Source organism: candidate division WOR-3 bacterium (assembly GCA_029858255.1).
In the GTDB taxonomy this organism is placed as follows: Bacteria; Hydrothermota; Tepidihabitantia; order SM23-42; family SM23-42; genus SM23-42.
Genome location: JAOUFJ010000013.1, coordinates 14,401 through 34,124 on the forward strand (window position 1 = coordinate 14,401; position 19,724 = coordinate 34,124).

Here is a 19,724-nt window from a genome sequence, read left to right on the forward strand (position 1 = left end):
TCCTGTCGTTCACCTCAGAACGACTATCGAACGAGATATCTTGAAATCCCCTGCTTCCAATACCAAGAAATACGTTCCCTGCGGCAATCCGTGGGTGTTAACAACGAATTCATGCACACCCGCAGGTTTGAAACCATCGTACACCGTTTCCACCAACTGGCCCAGTGTGTTGTACAACTTCAATGAAACACCGGTCGCAGCAGGTAATGAGAAAGAAATCAACCCGGTATTTGAAATCGGATTCGGCAAAATTCGCATTTCGCAATTCGCAATCCGAAGTTCGCAATCCTCTTCTATCCCTGTGTACAGATACCAATACATGTTGTAGTAGTCCTCAGCCCACTGGTCGATCAGCGCAAGCGCGGTATCAGGCCTCATATATATCCCTATCCAGTCGGCAAATATCAACGCAAAAACCAATGTGACGATGGAATCAGGCTCCAGGTCAAATGGACCGCTCGCCAGCAGGAACCGTTGATCGTCCGGGTCAGGAGGCACCGTGTCAAAAGGTTCGTACAGACCCGTAACGAAATTATAACCGGCCAATGTCGCATACCGCTCAGCATCGAGATTCGGTTCGACCGCTAATGTGAATCTTTTTAATGCAGAAATGCCGACCTGAGGCCATTGAGAAGGATCGCGCCAGTCCGGCACACCATCGTTATCCGCATCCCACATCGATGCGGGCAGATTTATGACATAGTATGCACTATCTCGCTCGTACTCGTCGAGAATGCCATCGCCATCCTTATCCATTCCGGCAACAAGATCCAAAGGAGTCTGCAATAGATCGAATCCGATAACACCAGGATTCCATGGCGGTACGCCCGGTTCTTCAACTTCCTGCCATTGATAAGCTACGTCGTCCACGATGATAGTATCGTCGTCTATCACATACTCCTGGTAAACAATACCACAGTATCGATCATTCGCACTCGTCCCAGCTTCATTGCCGATGTCGCAGTCAGCACAGATGCCAATATAGCAGTCATTCAGGAGGTGACCGGATACGTTCTTAACATCATATGTAAAAAAGATCATGTCTTCCAAGTAGGGAAAATCCCAGACGTACACCGTCTGATAGACCTCGATACCGATCGGCCGCGTGTCGCCGGCGATGTGATAGACCGAATCACAATCATTGAAACAACACCACGAATCCTCATGGGATACCGTGCCTTGAGGCGCCATGGGAAGAGTATCTGGCGGTGCAGGCCAGTTCTCTGGATATATATAGATTATGGCAGCTGGATGACTCACCGGCCAGCCCGCAAGACCGGGAGCGAATTCGGACTCGCCCCCATGGGGTCCATACCCGATCGTAACGAGCGTATCGCCTGTTAACATGTCGACCGTGCCGAACCAGATACCGGCTCCGTAAATATAATTATGACCAGAACCAATCGGCCACCAGCAGCCAGCGTTGTTCCCCGTTTCGTCCTGCCCGAATTTGCCGTAGTTGCTGACACACAATTCTACGTTGTTTCCATTGTGCCTGACAATCTGAAATTCCCGGCTTGCATTCGTCATAACCGCAGTCGAGCCAATCAGGCATAATGCCGTACCACACAAAATAAATATGGACTTCATGTTCCCTCCTCTACATTTTTGTACAAAATTTTCTTCTACTAATAATATACGTAACCATGTTCCCACTTTCCTCCGGTCATTTCAATTTATTATCACGAACTTGCCGACCTGCTCGCCGACATCTGATTCCACATGGAAAATGTACACGCCACTTGAAACGAGCTCGTCGTAGTCATTCAGGACATTCCACCACTCATCACCGCCGAGGTCGTTAGAAACACCCGATGCCGAAGTCTCCTGATGCAACAAGGTTCGCACTAATTCACCATTGAGATTGAAGATTCGGATCGTACACCTGTTGGGCAGGTTGATGAATTTAACCCGACGCTGCACAAAACGTGTCTGCCATTCGTTATGAATAATATACGGATTCGGCACTACCTTGACGTTCAAGAGCATCGCACTATCCGTGAACACACCCGGTGTGCCGGTTATTTGTACTTCGCCATACACAGAAGGCGGCAGATAGTCTTCATTCACACGAATGACCCATGTCTCATCTTCCTCAGGCAGAATCGTATCGTACATGTACGAATTATTCCGTAACGCGATCATCCCGCCGTTGATATAAAGATAACGAGTCCTCTCCGAAGTCGGAAATCCAATACCCACCTGGATCGTATCATGCGAGGGTTTGCTCCACGCCGTAGGTGGCGAATGCCAGGTAAAACACCAACCGTCAGCTAGGTGCCGTGTCAATGGCGTATTCTGATACTGCCGGTAAGGAATTACCTCACCAGTCACCAGATCCGTCACCTCGACCGTATTCACCGGACCGCCCGGATTCTTGCGGCGCCAGACAATCTCGTAGTCATTACCCCGCCACGCCCAAAGACCATGCATGTACACGGTATCGGCACTATCCTCTGCTGCAGGCAAGGGCACTGGTATGCTGGCAACAAGATACTGCGACGGATAACTGCCGCTCATGATCTCGATCGAATCAAAGACCGCAAATGTCGCCGGCAGTTCCGGGGTGCCGATGTCTGGATTGATTAACATCCCATTGACAGTAGGCGCAATCTCGTGCGGCACATATCCCGAACCGATACGCACTACATAATCGATCGTATCCAACACTCTCGCGTCATCCTTTAGCAATGCTGTATAGCGGCCGCCCGTATACGGTATCTGATGATCGTGCTCGTTCGTGAAAAAAACCGTCGCCGTATCCGGCGCCAAATACTCGATATACAGCCGATAATCCGCATCGATATCCTGCGGATAAGCGACCGAAGCATCGACCAACTCGGCAATCTGTTCATTACCAGACACCAACTCGATCATGGGATCACTTGGCGGCACGTAGTTCGCCGGATCACGGCGGGCGCGAACACTGTCACTGCTCAAGCCACTCTCAAACCAGATCGCGCGCGGCCCGTACACCTCTACAGAATCATACTGGTAAACCCAAAGAGTATCATAATTACCCAGCGTATCTATGTAAACATAAGGGGTAGAATCAATGACAAAGATCGAATCGTAAGTCGCTCTGATGTAATTGTAATCGAAGGAAGTCACCGCATAGTGATACATAAAACCATTGCGCACGTCTTCGTCAACAAAGATATGGGATAGACCTGTATTGCTCGCTGCCAAAGGTTCGGGTTCGAATGCAGTATCCGTAATGGTAATATCATTGCTCAGATCGAAGGATGCCAGCATTTCCCATGTACCGACCTGCCCGGTCGTGCTCTTCCAGACACGGTATCCCTCGAAATCATACTGGCGGTAGAACGGGTCATAATTTAATGAATATGGGTCACCGACAATATCAAACCACGGATCTCCGGTCACTTCGGGCAGGTTATCCCACACCAGGGTTATCTTTGCATCACCGGGGATAAGGGTCAGGCCAGGTGATGGCGGCGGTCCGGGTATAAACCAGTTCATATCGTGGCAGAACTGCGCCCAGTAATCAACCAAAATCAGTGCCGTATCCGGCCTCATATAATAACCATACCAATTTGCGAACACCAGGGCAAGCACGAGTGTAGCCGTCGAATCGGGCATGAGTTGGAAGGGTCCGCTCGATTGCAGCCAGCGCTGGTCATCGGGATCTACAGGAACTGTATCGTACGGTTCGTAAGCACCGGTGTGGTAATTGTATCCGGCGAGTGTCATGTATCGCTCGCGATCATAATTCGGCTCCAGATTCAGGGTGAACCGTTTGAACGCGGTCATACCCAGCTGCGGGATCTCTGACGGGTCGCGCCAGTCCTGCAAACCATCATGGTCAACATCCCATGCCGCGGGAGGCAGGTTGTTTACGAAATAAACACTGTCCCTCTCGTACTGGTCCAGAATACCATCGTCATCCTTGTCCTCGCCCTCGACCAGATCATACGGTGTCCTGACCAGATCATAGCCCATGGCAGCGGGGTACCACGGAGGTGTCCCCGGCTCTTCTGTTTCCTGCCATTGATAAGCCAGATTGTCGATATAAAATGAATCTCCATTGATTACATACCACTGGCCCACAATAGCAGAAATACGATCGTTAGCTACCGTACCTGCTTCGTTGCCTATATCATTATCCGCACAGATACCAAGGTAGAACTCGGTCATATTCTGTCCCGAGACATTCTTTATTTCAAAGACTAAATACGCAACATCCATTAATAAATTCAAACTCCACACATGTACACTCTGGTAGACTTCAAAGCCAATGGGTCTGGTATCGCCTGCAACATGATAAAGACTATCAGCATCGTTATATACACACCACGAATCCTGATGGGAGAGTGATCTTTGAGGCGCGGTTGGATAGGTCGCGGCCGGCGGCGGCCATGGATTAGGATAGAAATATATTATCGCCTGGGGATCGCTGACCGACATGCCGCAGAGACCAGGCGCGTACTCACTCGCGCCGCCCGACGGCATGTAACCGATGGTCACCATTGTATCGTTCTCGACCGTATCTACTGCACCGACCCACGTTCCGGCACCGTAGATATAGTTCTGACCAGAACCCACCGGCCACCAGCAGCCAGCATTGTTCCCGGTTTCGTCCTGTCCGAATTTGCCGTAGTTGCTGACGCACAATTCTACGTTGTTTATGTTATGCCTCAGGATCTGAAACTCCCGGCCTGTGGTGGTCGTGACTACGGTTCTGCCGAAGACGCATAATGCCGTGCTCAACAAAACAAATATGATCTTCATGATCCCTCCCCTTTCTGCTACAAAACCATCAGATCATATGAGCAGGACCACCAGGAATATGATGACCCTTCTCGGGTGACTCAAGAACAAGATATTTCCCTTTCATACCAATACTCCGGTGGCCCTGCTCATGATTCCTCTCAATCACCGTTTGCGCCGCTTCTATAACAAATCATAATAAGCGGCTGTGAGAAATCTGTGAATTTTAGTGCTCAGCCACCCGGGGGTGCATTAGCAAGAGCCTCATAGACCTCCACGGTCTCCTTTTGGGGCTCGGTTTTAAGCTCTTTCCTGAGAGCCTTTTTTAGTTCCTGAAAGTCCTGTTCAATTTCACCAAATCTACCCAATTGAGCAAGTACACGCATCAATCTACAATGATGCTTCTCGTCAAGAAAGTTCAATGATATCAGTTTCTTGCTGACGTTCATCGCCCCGATGTATTCCCCGTCTCCCTCGTACTGTTCAAAAAGCATGACCAAACCTTCTTCATACCTGGACTGATAGTGCCGCCGCATCTGCTCTACCCAATCATCATACCACCCAGATGCAAAACCTTCTTTATATACGCTGCTCATCTTGTCGAGCAACCTTCTTTTCTCTGCCTCATCAGCCGTCTCTTTTGCCTTTTTCAACAAAGCCTCGAACTCATCGGTATCAAGATTCACCAAAACGCCCGAAACCAATTGGTATGAACCCTTGGCAGAACATATCAGGTCTTCTTTTATCCCAAGCGTCGACCTGGTAATTTCCCTTATGTACTGCATTGCCTTGCGCAGGCTGATACTTCCTTTTTTACTGGACACTTCATGCCACATGGTATCGATGAGAATATCACCGCTTACTTTCTCACCCTTGTGCAGGAGCAGGTAGAAGAAGAGTCTTTTTGTCTTTGATGTCTGCCACAGGTCATCATCGATCGGCCGGTCATCAATAACAACCTCTGGAACGCCGAAGAATTTTCCATCGATCCAGTGGATGTCCAGCTTTGACTTCTTTATGATCGCCTTCACATACCCCTGCTCGATGTCGTGCGAGCGGATCACCTGCATCATCCATTCATTCTGCCGTAATTTCTTCAATAGCAGATAGTCATATCCCTTTTCGCGGCTTATCCGCGTTGCCCTGCACAGGAAATCGCAGCTCTGAGTTGTGTCATTTAAAAGGTAAAATAATCTGCTAAGTTCCATACCAATGAGGAATTGATGGAAGATTTCATTGAATTTCTCTGCGAGATGCATAGACGCAATCAGTATATCCTCTGCGTCGCGGAACTTACCCTCCGCCATCCTTATCATCCCTTCTGTCACAAGATAAGGTATTGCTTCCGCATCATCGCGTGATTTCTTCAATGTCCATATTGCCGAAAGACACTTCTCGGCTTCGATAAGATCTCCATCCGCCAGGCATATCTTGCACATCTCATTCATAGCTATGACCGTCAAACGTTCGACACCAAGTTTATCGGCCATTTGTAGCGACTTGTTGAGATATTGTTTCGCTTTTTCCAATTCCTCGGCTTCTTGATACAAAAGTCCGTAACCGCTCCAAAGCGCAACCATTGACCACATATCATTATATGAACTGCACGTCTTCACACCAATGTCCAAGATCGACTTCGCCTCTGCTGCGTGGCCAAGCAAGATACTAAACCTGGCCGCATTAAAGAAACCCGCCCCGCAACCAGGCGAAAAATGATGGGCAAGTATACCAGTTATTTTCGAAAGTTTTGCATAGGCAGTGTTCAGATTACCCATTTTCCATTCGCTCATTGCCCAGTTGTTGAGAATACTCGCCTCAATATCTCCATATCCCCCGTGCTGTGCGATCGTATAGGCCTTATCATAGAGGCTTACGGCCTTAGGCGAATATCTTCCACCGAGTGCTGTGTGAAGCGAACCGAGTGAATTCAGTATCGAAGCTCTCGTCAGGCTCGAACCTCGCGGACATACTTTAAGTGCATCACGGTAGTAACGCATGGCGGACTTGAATTTACCCTCGGTGTAACTGATGCCACCCAGAGCGTATAAAACATCTGCATGCTTCCGTTTTGCCCGTGGCATCTTTTTCAAGAGCCCCCGAGCTCTCAGTATACTCTTGCGGGACTCGACAAGCCTTCCCACGATGGTTAATGCGCGGGAATATGTAATGAGAAGATCGTGATCGCGAATGCGGATCTTCGCCGGGATCTGCTCGACATAGCTACATAACATTCCGCTCCTGCCCTCCCCCGTATAGAGGGGACCGATTCTGTTTATTATGGCGATCATTCTCTTGTATGCTCCTGCCTGCGCGTAGAATGAAAGTGCCTCGTCATACTTATCTTTCTTCGCGAGATAGTCAGCAGCACGCATGCGTATTGCCCTCTTCAGCTTCGCATCGGTGAACTTACTGTAAAGAAAATCCCTGAATAGATTATGCAAGCGGTAGCCATGCTCTGGTATTTTAACGACAAAAGCATTGCGCCTTGCCAGTTCAGAAAGCAACACACTTGAATTCTTGCGTCTTGTGGCAGCGTCAAACAACTCCGGATTCAGCAACTCAAATAACGAACATTCGAGCAGAAATCTGCGCATACGAGCCGTTTCCTGAAAGTAGATTTCCTGAGCGAAGTAGTTGAAGAGACCTGCCTGTGACTGCAAATATCCGCTGACCAGTGTTCTGGTATGCTCAGACGATGTAATTCCTTCAAGATAACTTGTCGATTGAATCATTAACCGCAGACTCACTGGCCACCCTTCAGAGTATTTCTCCACCCATTCGAGATCCCGTGACTTCAGCGGAATCGAATACGTCTTCTTGAAAAGCTTGCTGATCTCGCCCTTGGTGAATCGCAGCTGCTGACTGGTCAATTCAAAGAATTCATCTCTGGCTGTCATCAGCGCAAAATAGAGGTCTGGTTCTGAACGCGACGTAATGATGAAATGCAGGTTAGCCGGCATGTGTTTGAACAAGAAGTCGAGCGTTTTGTCGACAGCCGTGGAAGGCTGCAGGGCATGATAATCCTCCAGGATGACGTACGTGTCTTCCTTTATGCATTCCACGACTTCGTTTATGAACGTACCAACAATAATATCAGAATAACGGTACGGCTGGTTAAAAAGATGGCGTAGATGAGCCACCTTCCTGCCAAAGGATGGCTTCAGTTTCTGTAACCCGGCAACGAGATAGGAGAAGAAAACCGCGGGCTCGGCATCCGTTCTCTCGAGATGATAATAGACAATCGGCCTGTTCTTCTGCGACATGAAATGTGACAGTAATGTAGTCTTTCCATATCCATGACCCGCGCACAGAAGTATGACCTTCTTATCGAGATTTCTCGACATGATATGCAGCAAACGCTGACGCCTTAGGGTTTTTGTCTTTATTTCCGGAGGCTGCAGTTTACTAAGTAAAATTATACCAGGTTCCTTCCCTCGCACAATAAAACTATAACTGACAACTTCTAAGTTGTCAAGCATTGTTTCAAACGCCATACATAGAACGATGTTTCACACATCGCCATTCGTTTGACGATTTCGAAAAGCGAAACGGATAACGGCGTCGATCATCAAAACCATCTTTCGAAAACGCATCGCTCTTCGCAACCAACCAACGTAGGACGATCTCCATGATGTTGACACCCATCACGCAGGCTATTATAATGAACCGTGAAGGTCGACGTTGCTATTCCCAAAACAAGAGTGGATTTCCTCACTTACAATACGTCCGATGACCTAAATCCCGGTGATCTTGTACTCGTCCCGGTCAGGAAGAAAACGAAATTCGGCATTGTCATCAATAAAAACTCGCAAAGGGATGTTTCGGGCATGAGGGATATCGAAGAAATTCTCCACAGAGAATTCATTCCACAAAATCTGCTGACCTTGTACCGGTGGTTGGCAGACTATTATCTAACACCTCTTGGAGAAGTTCTGAAGGTCGCTTTACCATCCAAGATCTTGAAAAAATACGAGTTCGTTGAGATAAGTAGAGGTGAACCTGCAAAAGTCCGGGCACCAACGCCTAATTATTATCAGAATTTCGCGATCAGGCAAATCACCGAAGCGCTGGATGCAAATATTTACGCAACTTTCTTGTTGCACGGAATAACTGGAAGCGGCAAGACCGAAGTCTATATAAGGTGTATTGAAAAAGCGATCAAAAAGGGAGGCCGGGCACTCGTTCTCGCACCTGAAATATCGATGACGCCCCTGCTATTTGAAAGATTCGAGGAACGATTCCATAACGAAGTAGTCACTATTCACTCAACGTTGTCGGATAAGGACCGCCGGCAGATATGGCATGCCGTCAAGGATGGGAGGTACCGCGTTGTCATCGGGCCTCGCTCAACCGTTTTCATTCCAATGCCGGGCCTAAAGATCATCATCGTCGACGAGGAGCATGATCAATCCTACAAAGAACATACACGTATGCCTCATTACAATGCACGTGATGTAGCTGTCGCGCGCTGTCAATTTGAGAATATTGTTGCCGTACTGGGAAGCGCCACTCCCCAGGTCGAATCTTACTACAACACGGAGATCGGCAAGTACCGGTTGCTCGACCTCAAAGAACGTATCGATTCCCGGCCACTTCCAGAGATCGAGATAGTGGATATCAGACAAGAAGCGAAACCATATATATCACCAGAGCTGCAATCCAGGATCGAGCAGACGGTCAGAACCGGTGAGCAGGTGATTATCTTTCTTAATCGGCGGGGCTTCGCGGCCAGCCTCATGTGCCCGCACTGTGGATTCACCGCCAGGTGTCCTTTCTGTAACCTCCCACTCGTCTACCATAAACCCGAGAAGGATGACTCGGCATCACTCTCATGTCACATCTGCGAATACAAGTCCCCCTTGCGAAGCACTTGCCCCAAATGCCGTCGGGGCACGCTTCTATATCGCGGTGCTGGAACCCAGCGTATCGAAGAACTACTAAGAAAGACAATAAAAGATTTGGAAATCGCCGGCCCCGAAGACCGTTCACTGATCGTGCGCCTCGACCGGGATTCGGTTCGGCCAAAGGGCAAAATGCACAGCATTCTGAAAGCCTTTGAAAACGGAACTGCAAAAATACTCCTGGGAACCCAGTTAGTTACGAAAGGGTTCGATTTCCACGATGTCACGCTCGTTGGCATCGTCAACGCAGATATCATCCTTCACCTACCAGATTTCCGGAGCGGAGAAAAAACTTTTCAGGTGCTCACCCAGGTTGCCGGACGCTCTGGCCGGGGCAAGAAACCAGGAAAGGTCCTTATCCAGACCTACCACCCTGAACAGTATGCAACAATCTTCGGCCAGTTGCAGGATTACGGGAAGTTCTATAAGAACGAGTTATCGAGCCGCAAAGAATTAGGCTTCCCCCCATTCTCAAGACTTATTCTCATAAGGCTCAAAGGAACGGACGAAAAGGGTATCTGGAAAGAAGCGAACAGAATACACTCATTACTGCAGAAGACCGGCGGCTTCGAAATATTCGGACCGAATCGTTCCTTCTATTATAAAATTAGAAAGCAATTCCGGGTATTCATTGTTCTTAAACTAGGCAAAAATTATCCTCACCGCAAACTAAGATTTCTACAGGAATACAGGACAGGTAAATGCCAGATCGAGATCGATGTTGATCCGATCGACGTTTTCTAGAATATTGACTTGATGATTATTTGGAGATCAGTGACGATGGACTGGTTTTTTATGTAGTATAGATTATAGTAATCCTTTTCTTTATCTGTCAATTCGTGTTTTTTCTCTCTTGATTTTAGCTGGACCAACCCAGTCAAGCCGGGTTTGTAAATGGGATGGAAATTGTCTGCAGTACACTCTATTATCTCCGAACCAACAATGCTCAGACGTCCAACGAGTATTGAGAAATACAGCGGAACGCGTTTCATGAAACCAAAACCGCCGTCGAAATAGCATACGCTCACCCCTTTTCCGTTGGCATCTATTATCTTCTTCGTTCGAAACCGTGCACCAGCAATGAAATTCAAAAGAAAAAATGGTGCACTAAGAATGATAATAATGGCCGAAGCAATAATATCGAACAACCTTTTTACCATCAGATCAAGTGGACCTGCAAATGCAGTAATATCAAGCATCGGGACCGAATCTATCTCATCAACCGTGGATTTTGCCACAATGTATTCCACCTCGTGTGGTACAATACGGAAATTCACGCCCGTGCCCCTTGCCCGGACAATGGTCTGTAGAATCTGGGCGTTGGTTAGACGATCCGAAGAGAAAATAACATCATTTATCTTTTCCACCCGGATCAAATCTTTTACATTTTCGATGGTCGCCAGCACTTCGAGGCCGTCTATTGCCCTGCCAACGGTCTTTGGGTCGAAATCGACGAAACCACATATCTCATAATGCATATCGGGTCGCGCACGTATCTGTTTGAGAATCCTCTTTCCCTCATGGCCTGCCCCGACTATTATCGCACGTCGCAACCTTGATAGCGGTGCGCGCCTGGCTCCGGGCCCTGCAATTCTGTAAGCTACGCGCCATAGCGAAGCGAGTATTAGTATCAATGAAAATGATATCAAAACGATGATACGCGAATACGCGAATTGCTTGAAGAAGTACGTGAACGTCGAATTAGTCAGTAAACCGAACATCGTACCCCAGACTACAGGCTTCAAATGATAATTGCCCCTGCGCTGATACGCGCCGAACAAATAAATGCTTGTCATCCAAACCACCGTGTATATCGGCAGCACAACATTGAACCTCGCCAGCGGATAATGAGGAAACCTTATCCGCATTGACAGGATCAGACTCGCCAAAACGATAAAGAGATCCAGGAGCGGTGGCGCAAGGTTCTTTACCGTCTGCAACAAAAAAGCCATCGTTGCCCTCGCGTAAATACCGGCGGTGAGCAATATCCTCAGCAGGAATGAATAACGTCCCTCAAAATGTTTTCCCACGAATATCAGCATTGTCGAATAGAACTTGGCGATGATCGAAAAATCGCTCTTCTTGCTGCTCTCCCCTTTGTAGTGTATCGCCTTGGTCAGAGGAGTATACATGATTTTCCAGCCGGCCTTCTTTATCCGGTAGGAAAGATCGATGTCCTCGCCGTACATGAAATAGTCTTCATCAAAATAGCCGACCCGATCAAGCACGCTCTTTCTGAGCATCATCAGAGAGCCGGAAAGAACATCCACCTCGGCCTCCGCGTCCGGATCAAGATAGGTTACGTTATATTGCCCGAATAAACGACTCTTCGGGAAAACGCGGCTCAATCCGATTATCCTGCAAAAGGCCACCCAGGGGGTTGGAAAACTCCTGCGGCTTGCTATTTGAAAAGAGCCATCCGGATTGAGCAATTTGCACCCAACAGCTCCGACATCCTGACGCTCGTCGAGGTACTTTTTGAGTACGGCCAACGCATCTTCCTGGATCAATGTATCAGGATTGAGAATGAGGATATATTCGCCCTGCGCGACCCTGATCGCTTGATTGTTCGCCGTGGAAAATCCAACATTGGTGTTGTTCTCAATGAGATTGACATCCGGGAATTTTTTCCTGACCATGGCCTGGCTGCCATCCACCGATGCATTATCAACAATAAATATCTCGATATTCAAATCCCCGCGTGCGCGACCAATGGCAATAAGACACTGCTCGAGAAACGCTTTGACATTATAATTGACAATGATAATGGAAAGGTCCTTCTTCATCATGGAATTATAGGTCAACCAATGACAAAGTCAATAATGTAGCATGCAATCATATTTCGTACATATATATTCTATCCTCGGGTAGGCAGTCAACCATTTGCCAACCGTCAAATTCCCAGACATAAGAAACAATGCGCGTACCAGGTTTTAGCTCGCGTTTGAATTTTTCCTTGAGTCGGTTGTTAGTTGGTCCGTATAAGAAAAGCATTACAGCCGTCGCGTCGCCAATATCTCTTTTGAAAAAATTGCCGAATATGATACTAACCCTTCTGGACTGCCCCGAAATAATCGTCATAAACCATGCAAATATAAATCTGAAAGGGTCGATCTCGATCCCGACTCCGCGCGCGCCGAAACGTTTTGCGGCCGCAATCAAGACACGTCCATCACCACAACCAAGATCGAACACAATGTCATCGTTACCAACCTTGGCGATTCTCAGCATCTTATACACCTTATCCATGGGTGCAGGGTCAAAACCTGCGCCGACGGATAGTGCCCAGTATTTCCACAACACGTAGATAACGAAAACAATGAGAAATATTGCCAGGAGTTGTATCATTTCCCCAAGGAACGAAGATTATTGTTTCTTAAGATAGGGCTTGATGAATTTCAGAATAAACTCCAACCTCTTCTCGCGCCTCCGCGGCGAACCATGCCTGGAAAGCCCGTGCGGCTCGCCTGGGAAATGTACCATTTCCACATCCCTTCCGAGTAGTTTGAGTGCAGCATATAACTCCTCAGCCTGGGTGATCGGGCATCGATGGTCCTGCTCACTATGTATTATCAGTAACGGGGTCTTCATCCTTCTTACATATTTAATTGGAGACATGCTCCAGTAGAACTGAAAATTTCTTTTGTCCCACCAATGACCCTTGAATTCTCTGGACATCGCAAAGCCAAAATCCGATGACCAGAAGGATAACATGTTAACTACGCTGCGCATAGTCACGGCAACCTTGAATAGATCTGTATGACCGATGATCCAGTTGGTCATGAATCCCCCATAACTGCCGCCCATAACACCCATTCTCTTGCGATCCACGTATTTCCTTCTCGTTATCACGTTCAAACCCTTGATGATATCCCGCGTATCCGGTATGCCCCAGCGGTTGTGCAGGTCTTTGGCGAATTTCTCGCCATATCCGACACTGCCGTGCGGGTTCGAGTAGAACACCACATACCGATTCGCCGCAAGCACCTGGAATTCGTGGAACAGAGAATTACCGTATGCAGCGTGTGGACCACCATGGATCTGGACGATGAGCGGATATTTCCTGCCCGGCCTGAAATCAGGAGGTTTCAGTAACCACCCTTGTATTTCATCACCGCCATGACCCTTCCATCTGATCTCTTCTGGCACGGCAAGCTTGTGTGCCCTCAGATAATCCCGGTTTAAATGCGTGAGCTTTTGACGGACACCATCCCGGCAGATATAGAGGTTGCCGGGATCAACCGGATTGCTGATCGCCAGTACCCAGGTACCGACTCCGTCATGATCAAAGGCGTAAATGCATTCATTGACTCCCATCACTTTGCTGGCTTTCTTATTCTTTATGTCGATACGATAGACGCAATAATCGCCGTGATCTACCGTTATATCGTACAGAAACCTGCCATCACTCGAAAAAACAGGACGGTTGGACGCATAGTTTCCTAAATCGTCAACCATCAGTGCCTCAAAAGTGTTGTCGAACGATTTTGTCAGGTTAACTGCCTTGCCGCCCTTGACCGCAACCAACCATTGGTTAATATTGCGCCAGCCAACCCATTCCTCCGGATACAACCTGCCCCGGTATGCCAGATATTTACCATCCGGTGAAAAAACGGGCGACCATTTTGGTCCGGCCGGTGTCTGGATCTTTCTTTCTCTTCCGGTATTCATGTCCACAAGATAGATATCATAGTACTGGAATTTTTCCTCAAAATGCTCGTTACGGTTTGAACTGAATGCTACATACCTGCCATCGGGTGAAATATCTGAAAAATCATCACCATTACGCCCCCGTGTCAGTTGTTTCATCTTACCTGAGCGCACACTAACCTTCCAGACATGTTGTTTCTCCTGAGGCAACATGCCCATCCCATCCAGTTTATACCACATACTCTTTATGTGATGATATAGAGGCGGTTTATCCTTATCCGGTACCCTGTCTTTGTCCTCTTTCTTGACCGTGAACCCGCAAACGATATTCTTGCTGTCTGGAGTCCATCCGTAATTGCCAAAGAACCCTTCTGCATCAGTAATAGCGTAAGCCTCACCACCGTCCGAGGGAATCGCCCATAGATTCTGTTTCTGTTTATCAGTTCGAATGAACGAAATCAGTTTTCCATCTGGGGACCATCGTACTTTCTTGATATCTTTTTTCCCACGGACAAAATGGCGAACCTTACCCTTATCATTAACCACGTAGAGATTTGTGTAGTATTTATTATCCTTTCTTTCCATCCACTCTACCGTGTATGCAACCTTTTTACCATCGGGTGACAGGGCAATTTCCCTCAGGAAATCAATCCTGTACAGATCACTGATTGCCACATGTTTTCTTCTCATTTGTCCCTCTTTCCTTTTATGCCAATGAATTTTTTGATGTTTGTCACACGTGGCTTGTGGAGCCACTGCAATATTTCGAATGCACAATCCAATTTGGGATTGCCGGCAATTGCCCGCTTGACGTAGAACAGGGCATGCTCATAGTCATGGTTCATCCTGCTGCACTGCGCAAGTCCGCAGAGAGTCAACGGGTTTTCAGGCGTCATGTTCAAAGAAAACCTCAAGTGTTCAGATCCCCGCACTGCATCGCCCGTCAGCAGGTACGCCAGTCCTACTCGTTGATTAAGAAAAGAATCGTTCGGGGCCGGACTCAATGCTTTTAGAAAACAAAAAAAAGCACCCATCCTGCCGATTCCTTTGTATGGTGTGAACAATCTCTGGAAAAAATTTATCTTGATCTTCAGAAAAACCTCGCCGCGCAAAAGCCAGATCATAGGTGTTTCATCAGTTCCAACCGGAACATTGATAATCTCCTTCGCCTCACCGATCATCCCGCCACTGGCGAGAGCAAATGCCTTGGCATTCCGTAGAAGGTCGCCCCATCCCAGCCTTTTCGCAGCCTCGTCCGACCAGTATGTTGCTGCCTCATGTCTTCCTACATCGACAAGAATCCGTATCTGCCCGATCCACGCATCGAGGTTATGCTCATCATGAAAGAGTACCCGAGCGTAGCACGCCAGCCCATCCTCGTAGAACCCACGAAAATAGCAGTCGTGGGCTCTGAGCAGCAGTTGCTGAACTACAGAGCCCGGGGCTCCATCATCAGGATCTCGTTCTTGTAATATCTTCCGGTGTTGACCGTTTCCGAGTAATATCCTGCTGAACGCTTCCTCATCATGATGCGGTAGGTCAATTGTGGAAAATGAACTTAATTTCATCTACCAGTTGGTAAGAATATTGGTGACGAGCCTTTCTGCGGCCTTTTTTGCGGCCTCCCTGATGCCCTGCTCTTCATCGGTATCGTAGAGAGCCCAGTCTGATACATCGCCCTCCCAGAAAACTTCATTTCTGACCTTATCGACACAGCGCATCGAGTATCTGACCGTGATCTTGTATTGAAGGATCGTCTGGTCAGAAGTATACGTATAGGGGTCTTTTGAAAAACCCGATACACTCCCCTCAAGCACGAGATCGGCGCTACCCTCATCGACGATACGCAGACTCGAGCCGCTACGAAAAGCCTCGATCACAGTATTCGTTGCCAATTCATCAAGACCAGGCTTGAGTGTTCGGTTTTCCAGGATACCTATGTATATTTTCTGCATGTATCCAGGCATCAATGAGCGTGTTGAATATCCGCAGCAGGAGAGCATCAAAATCGCAGATACCAGGCAGACCGTTGCTACAGATTTCTTGATTAAAATCATATCATAAACCTTTCCAATGCGCATGCTTGTTCTCCAATTCTATGGTTCGAGATGCTCGAGCCGCAAATTAGCCTCTGCGGCGATCGGATCACTGATGCCTCGCTCACGTATGATCTGTTCATAGACTTTCTTCGCTGCTTCAATTTCATCCAGAAGTTCCAGAGTGATACCGGTCTTGTACCGTGCCGTAGGCGCCCACATCTCATCATCAGGAAAGATATCAGCAATTTTCTGATAACTATGGAACGCACGTGTAAAATCACCCTTTCCAAGGTATGCCTCACCCAGCCAGTAATAGTATGATGGTTCTGCCTTCGCCCTCACCGCGACCTTGAGATTCTCGATCGCCTCGTGAGGCCTTCCTGCCCGCAAGAAAGCATAACCGATCTCAAAATGAACATCAGCCTGTTCTTCATCAGAGACCATGGCCAACATCTTTTCACCGGTATTGATCACCATACGCCAGTTGCCGGCCTTCTTGTAACTGATCAATTGATTCTGCATTGCGTCTGACGTCAATGCAACATCTTCACACGCCAGGCCATAATAGTGGCCTGCCGAATCATATTCCTCCTTCAGATAATTCAACGTTGCGATCTTAAACAACGCATCATAGAAATGATCGCCCCGGCGAAAATTAGAGACATAATATCTAAACCTGTAAAGAGCAGTATCCATCTCGTTGTTCAAAAATGAAGTCATCGCCCAATTGTAGTATAAACCTTCAACTGGCTCCGTCGCTGTATGCTGAATTATGGAATCGTAATATGCTCTCGCCCGGCGGTATTGCTTGGCACTGATAAGATATTCACCATAGAGGTTCAACAATTGATCATCGGTTTCCTGAAGATACGCGTGGAATAGAGAATCGGCACGAGCCATGTTGCCAGAACGAGCCAAACTCCGCGCATAGATTCGAACAAGAGCAGTGTCACCCGCTAATTCGGTGATATCGACCGAAAGAATGTCCCCATAAGACTCGGCGCGATAACTCTCCAATAAATAGCCCCTGACGGCTTTTCTCAGGAGCAGAGAATCTGCGGTCTGAGTCGCTATATCAGCATAGAGATCCGTAACACCCTGACCCATGAACCTCAAACATTCTGCAAGGACATACGTTACCGCAGGGCTTCTGTAGTTGGATAGAATAATGTTCTTGGCCGCTGACTCATAATCTCCCTCCGCAAACTGATGGAATCCCATTACCTTTCGCGCGTAAGGCTCGGCATTCTTGTACCTCAAATAACCCGCAATTACCTTTTTCGCCTGCTCGTATTCACCGCGCGCCATCAAATGCTGGCAATACAACGAATCCAAATAATAGTTGTTCCTGAATTTTCCTCTGAGTTCTCTGATTCGCGACAGTGTATCCTCGGCATACTGTAGGATTGAATCGACGGGAACATCCTGGGGTGGTGCTCGCGATATCGTGTCAAGGCTGAATATCTGCACAAAGAGCGAGCGCTCATCATCATCTTCAGGCAGAAACCGTGGTAGCGGTTGCACACGGACCAATGCATATAAGAGGTCAGCCTTACGGTCAAATCCATTCATCGTCCCGAGTCTTTTGATATGGCGTGAAATATCACTGCCGGCAAAGAGCAGCGCAATCTTAGTGTAGCGGTAAAAAGCATCACCCTGGAATCGGTCTCCAGATATCTTTCGAAAGGAAAGGAAGGCATTCACCGTATCGCCCATGAGTAGAAGATTCTCCGTCAGATACAGATCACGAGTCATACCATCCAAAGATTCCAGTATCTTAACGCGCTCATGGAGATCACTCTTCGCCATCGCACGAAGAATCTTTATTGTATCAGTCTGACCACAGAAAGAAAGGATATAGCCAGCCGATGCAGGTTCCCCGTGGTCCAAAAGACGCCGACCTAATTCTTCCAGAGCAGGAAGATCGCTTATCAGAAAATCGTATTTAAGAACGTATTCATATGCAACGAGGTAGGCACTTCTCTCGACCAGTTCGCGCACGAGCAGTGTGATAACCTCATTTGCCCGCGAATCGTAACTATATCTCTCCAGAAAACGGCTGGCAGACGACAGAAATCCAACAAAATCCCCTTCGCGGTTATGAATCATGAACAAATAATATACAGCATCGGGAAAGAATTCACGGTTGCCGCCATCATCAAGGAGATTTTCGAAATAGATACGTGCAATGGCATAGTCGCCCCGTTTGTATGCATCCACCGCAAGGTCGAACTCCCTACTTCCGGCGGCATATATGTTTGTCATGACAAGAACGCACAGTAATATCCCAAAGGCGATATGATCAACCTTCATTGAAATCGATTTCCTTTCTCAGTACCTCTTCAAACATTCTTGCCGACTTCTCCCAAGAGAACTGGCGTGCCCAATGTTTGGCCGCAGAGGAATAACGGGTCCACTTTTTCTTATCATCCAGCAATTCGATTATGCGCTCAGCCATCTCCGCGATATCACCGTATTCATAGAGAAAGCCGGTCTGCCCGTGAACCACGACCTCGCGCAAACCAGGTGAATTCGCACTCACGACCGGCGTGCTGCACGACTGAGCTTCAATCGCCGTCAGACCCCAACCTTCCTTTATCGACGGCTGTACAACTATGCGCGCAGAACGGTAGACCCGATACTTTTCATCCTCGGAAACGAAACCGGTAAATTCAATATCCACGCCGTGTTCTCTTGCCAGAGACTTCAGATCATCCAATGCATCCCCGTCCCCCACGATCTTCGCCCTGATGTTTCTGCGTTTCTTCACTATCGCCACGGCTCGGATGAAATGATCGATCGACTTGTAAGCCTTCACACGACCCACGTATGCGACAAGGTCATTTTCTCGATTTCTGAAACCACTACCCCGGCGCTGGGGGATACCGCTGTATACAACATGGATGCAGCGCCTTATGCCAATATCTCTTAAATCCCGCGCGGTGCTCTTCGAAATTGCCACAAAATTGACCCGGCGGTAGAATATGCCAATCAGCCTTTCGGCGACGTAAACGTAACTAGCGAAAATAGGATTGGTCTCTCGGAATATTGTCGAACGAAAAAGATGCATCAACGTAGGCAAAACCCTTTTCCGTGTTACGAGCGTTGAAAAGAAAGGGATCTTGTTGAGATCATCCACCACGACATCAATAGGCCGGTGCCGCAATATTGACCGTAACGCGAAAGGAGCAACGAAATTGAAATTCGCCCGGCCACCAACCCTGAAGATCTCAAAGCCATCGATGAATTCATGACGACTCTGTCCTCTACCTCGACTACAAAGTAATATGATTCTATTTCCGCTTTTTACTATGCGCGAGAAAATTTCGTACAGATAGACCTCAGCGCCGCCAGCAAAAGGATTCGCCCAGTCTTGCCAATTAACGACAAGGATATTCATATA

At 47.8% G+C, this 19,724-nt stretch carries 11 protein-coding genes; 1 reads left to right on the forward strand and 10 read right to left on the reverse strand.

The annotated features are described in order from the left end of the window. Positions 1-9 precede the first annotated feature (9 nt). The 3 genes from OEV79_07030 to OEV79_07040 all read right to left on the reverse strand — a co-directional run bounded on the left by OEV79_07030 (position 10) and on the right by OEV79_07040 (position 8,171). Positions 10-1,590, reverse strand: coding sequence for a T9SS type A sorting domain-containing protein (locus tag OEV79_07030; protein MDH4211187.1), 1,581 nt, complete (start codon positions 1,588-1,590; stop codon positions 10-12). An 81-nt stretch (positions 1,591-1,671) separates the two neighbouring features. After that, entirely contained in the window at positions 1,672-4,752 is a 3,081-nt protein-coding gene (locus tag OEV79_07035) for a T9SS type A sorting domain-containing protein (GenBank protein MDH4211188.1), read from the reverse strand. 212 nt (positions 4,753-4,964) lie between these two features. Further along, on the reverse strand, positions 4,965-8,171 hold the full coding sequence (locus OEV79_07040) for a hypothetical protein (GenBank protein ID MDH4211189.1): 3,207 nt from the start codon (positions 8,169-8,171) through the stop codon (positions 4,965-4,967). Positions 8,172-8,399: 228 nt separating this feature from the next. On the opposite strand from OEV79_07040, the gene priA reads away from it, so the two are divergent. Beyond that, complete coding sequence (gene priA / locus OEV79_07045; GenBank protein ID MDH4211190.1) at positions 8,400-10,376, forward strand: primosomal protein N'; 1,977 nt, start codon at positions 8,400-8,402, stop codon at positions 10,374-10,376. Here priA and OEV79_07050 read toward each other — a convergent pair. Genes OEV79_07050 through OEV79_07080 form a run of 7 tightly spaced genes read right to left on the reverse strand, consistent with a single transcriptional unit; the run spans position 10,373 to position 19,721 of the window. Next, entirely contained in the window at positions 10,373-12,418 is a 2,046-nt protein-coding gene (locus OEV79_07050) for a glycosyltransferase (protein MDH4211191.1), read from the reverse strand. The genes priA and OEV79_07050 overlap by 4 nt on opposite strands. A gap of 49 nt (positions 12,419-12,467) precedes the next feature. Then, complete coding sequence (locus OEV79_07055; protein MDH4211192.1) at positions 12,468-12,980, reverse strand: SAM-dependent methyltransferase; 513 nt, start codon at positions 12,978-12,980, stop codon at positions 12,468-12,470. Between the two features lie 18 nt (positions 12,981-12,998). Continuing rightward, positions 12,999-14,972: a S9 family peptidase gene (locus OEV79_07060; GenBank protein ID MDH4211193.1), complete on the reverse strand. Its 1,974-nt coding sequence runs from the start codon at positions 14,970-14,972 to the stop codon at positions 12,999-13,001. Then, positions 14,969-15,850, reverse strand: coding sequence for a hypothetical protein (locus tag OEV79_07065; protein ID MDH4211194.1), 882 nt, complete (start codon positions 15,848-15,850; stop codon positions 14,969-14,971). The genes OEV79_07060 and OEV79_07065 overlap by 4 nt, the downstream gene beginning before the upstream one ends. Then, positions 15,851-16,363 carry an LPS assembly lipoprotein LptE gene (gene lptE, locus OEV79_07070; GenBank protein MDH4211195.1) on the reverse strand — a complete coding sequence of 171 codons (513 nt, stop codon included), beginning with the start codon at positions 16,361-16,363 and terminating at the stop codon, positions 15,851-15,853. Between the two features lie 15 nt (positions 16,364-16,378). After that, positions 16,379-18,634, reverse strand: coding sequence for a tetratricopeptide repeat protein (locus tag OEV79_07075; protein MDH4211196.1), 2,256 nt, complete (start codon positions 18,632-18,634; stop codon positions 16,379-16,381). Beyond that, positions 18,624-19,721: a glycosyltransferase family 4 protein gene (locus OEV79_07080; protein ID MDH4211197.1), complete on the reverse strand. Its 1,098-nt coding sequence runs from the start codon at positions 19,719-19,721 to the stop codon at positions 18,624-18,626. Before OEV79_07080 ends, OEV79_07075 begins: the two co-directional genes overlap by 11 nt. Positions 19,722-19,724: the final 3 nt, after the last annotated feature.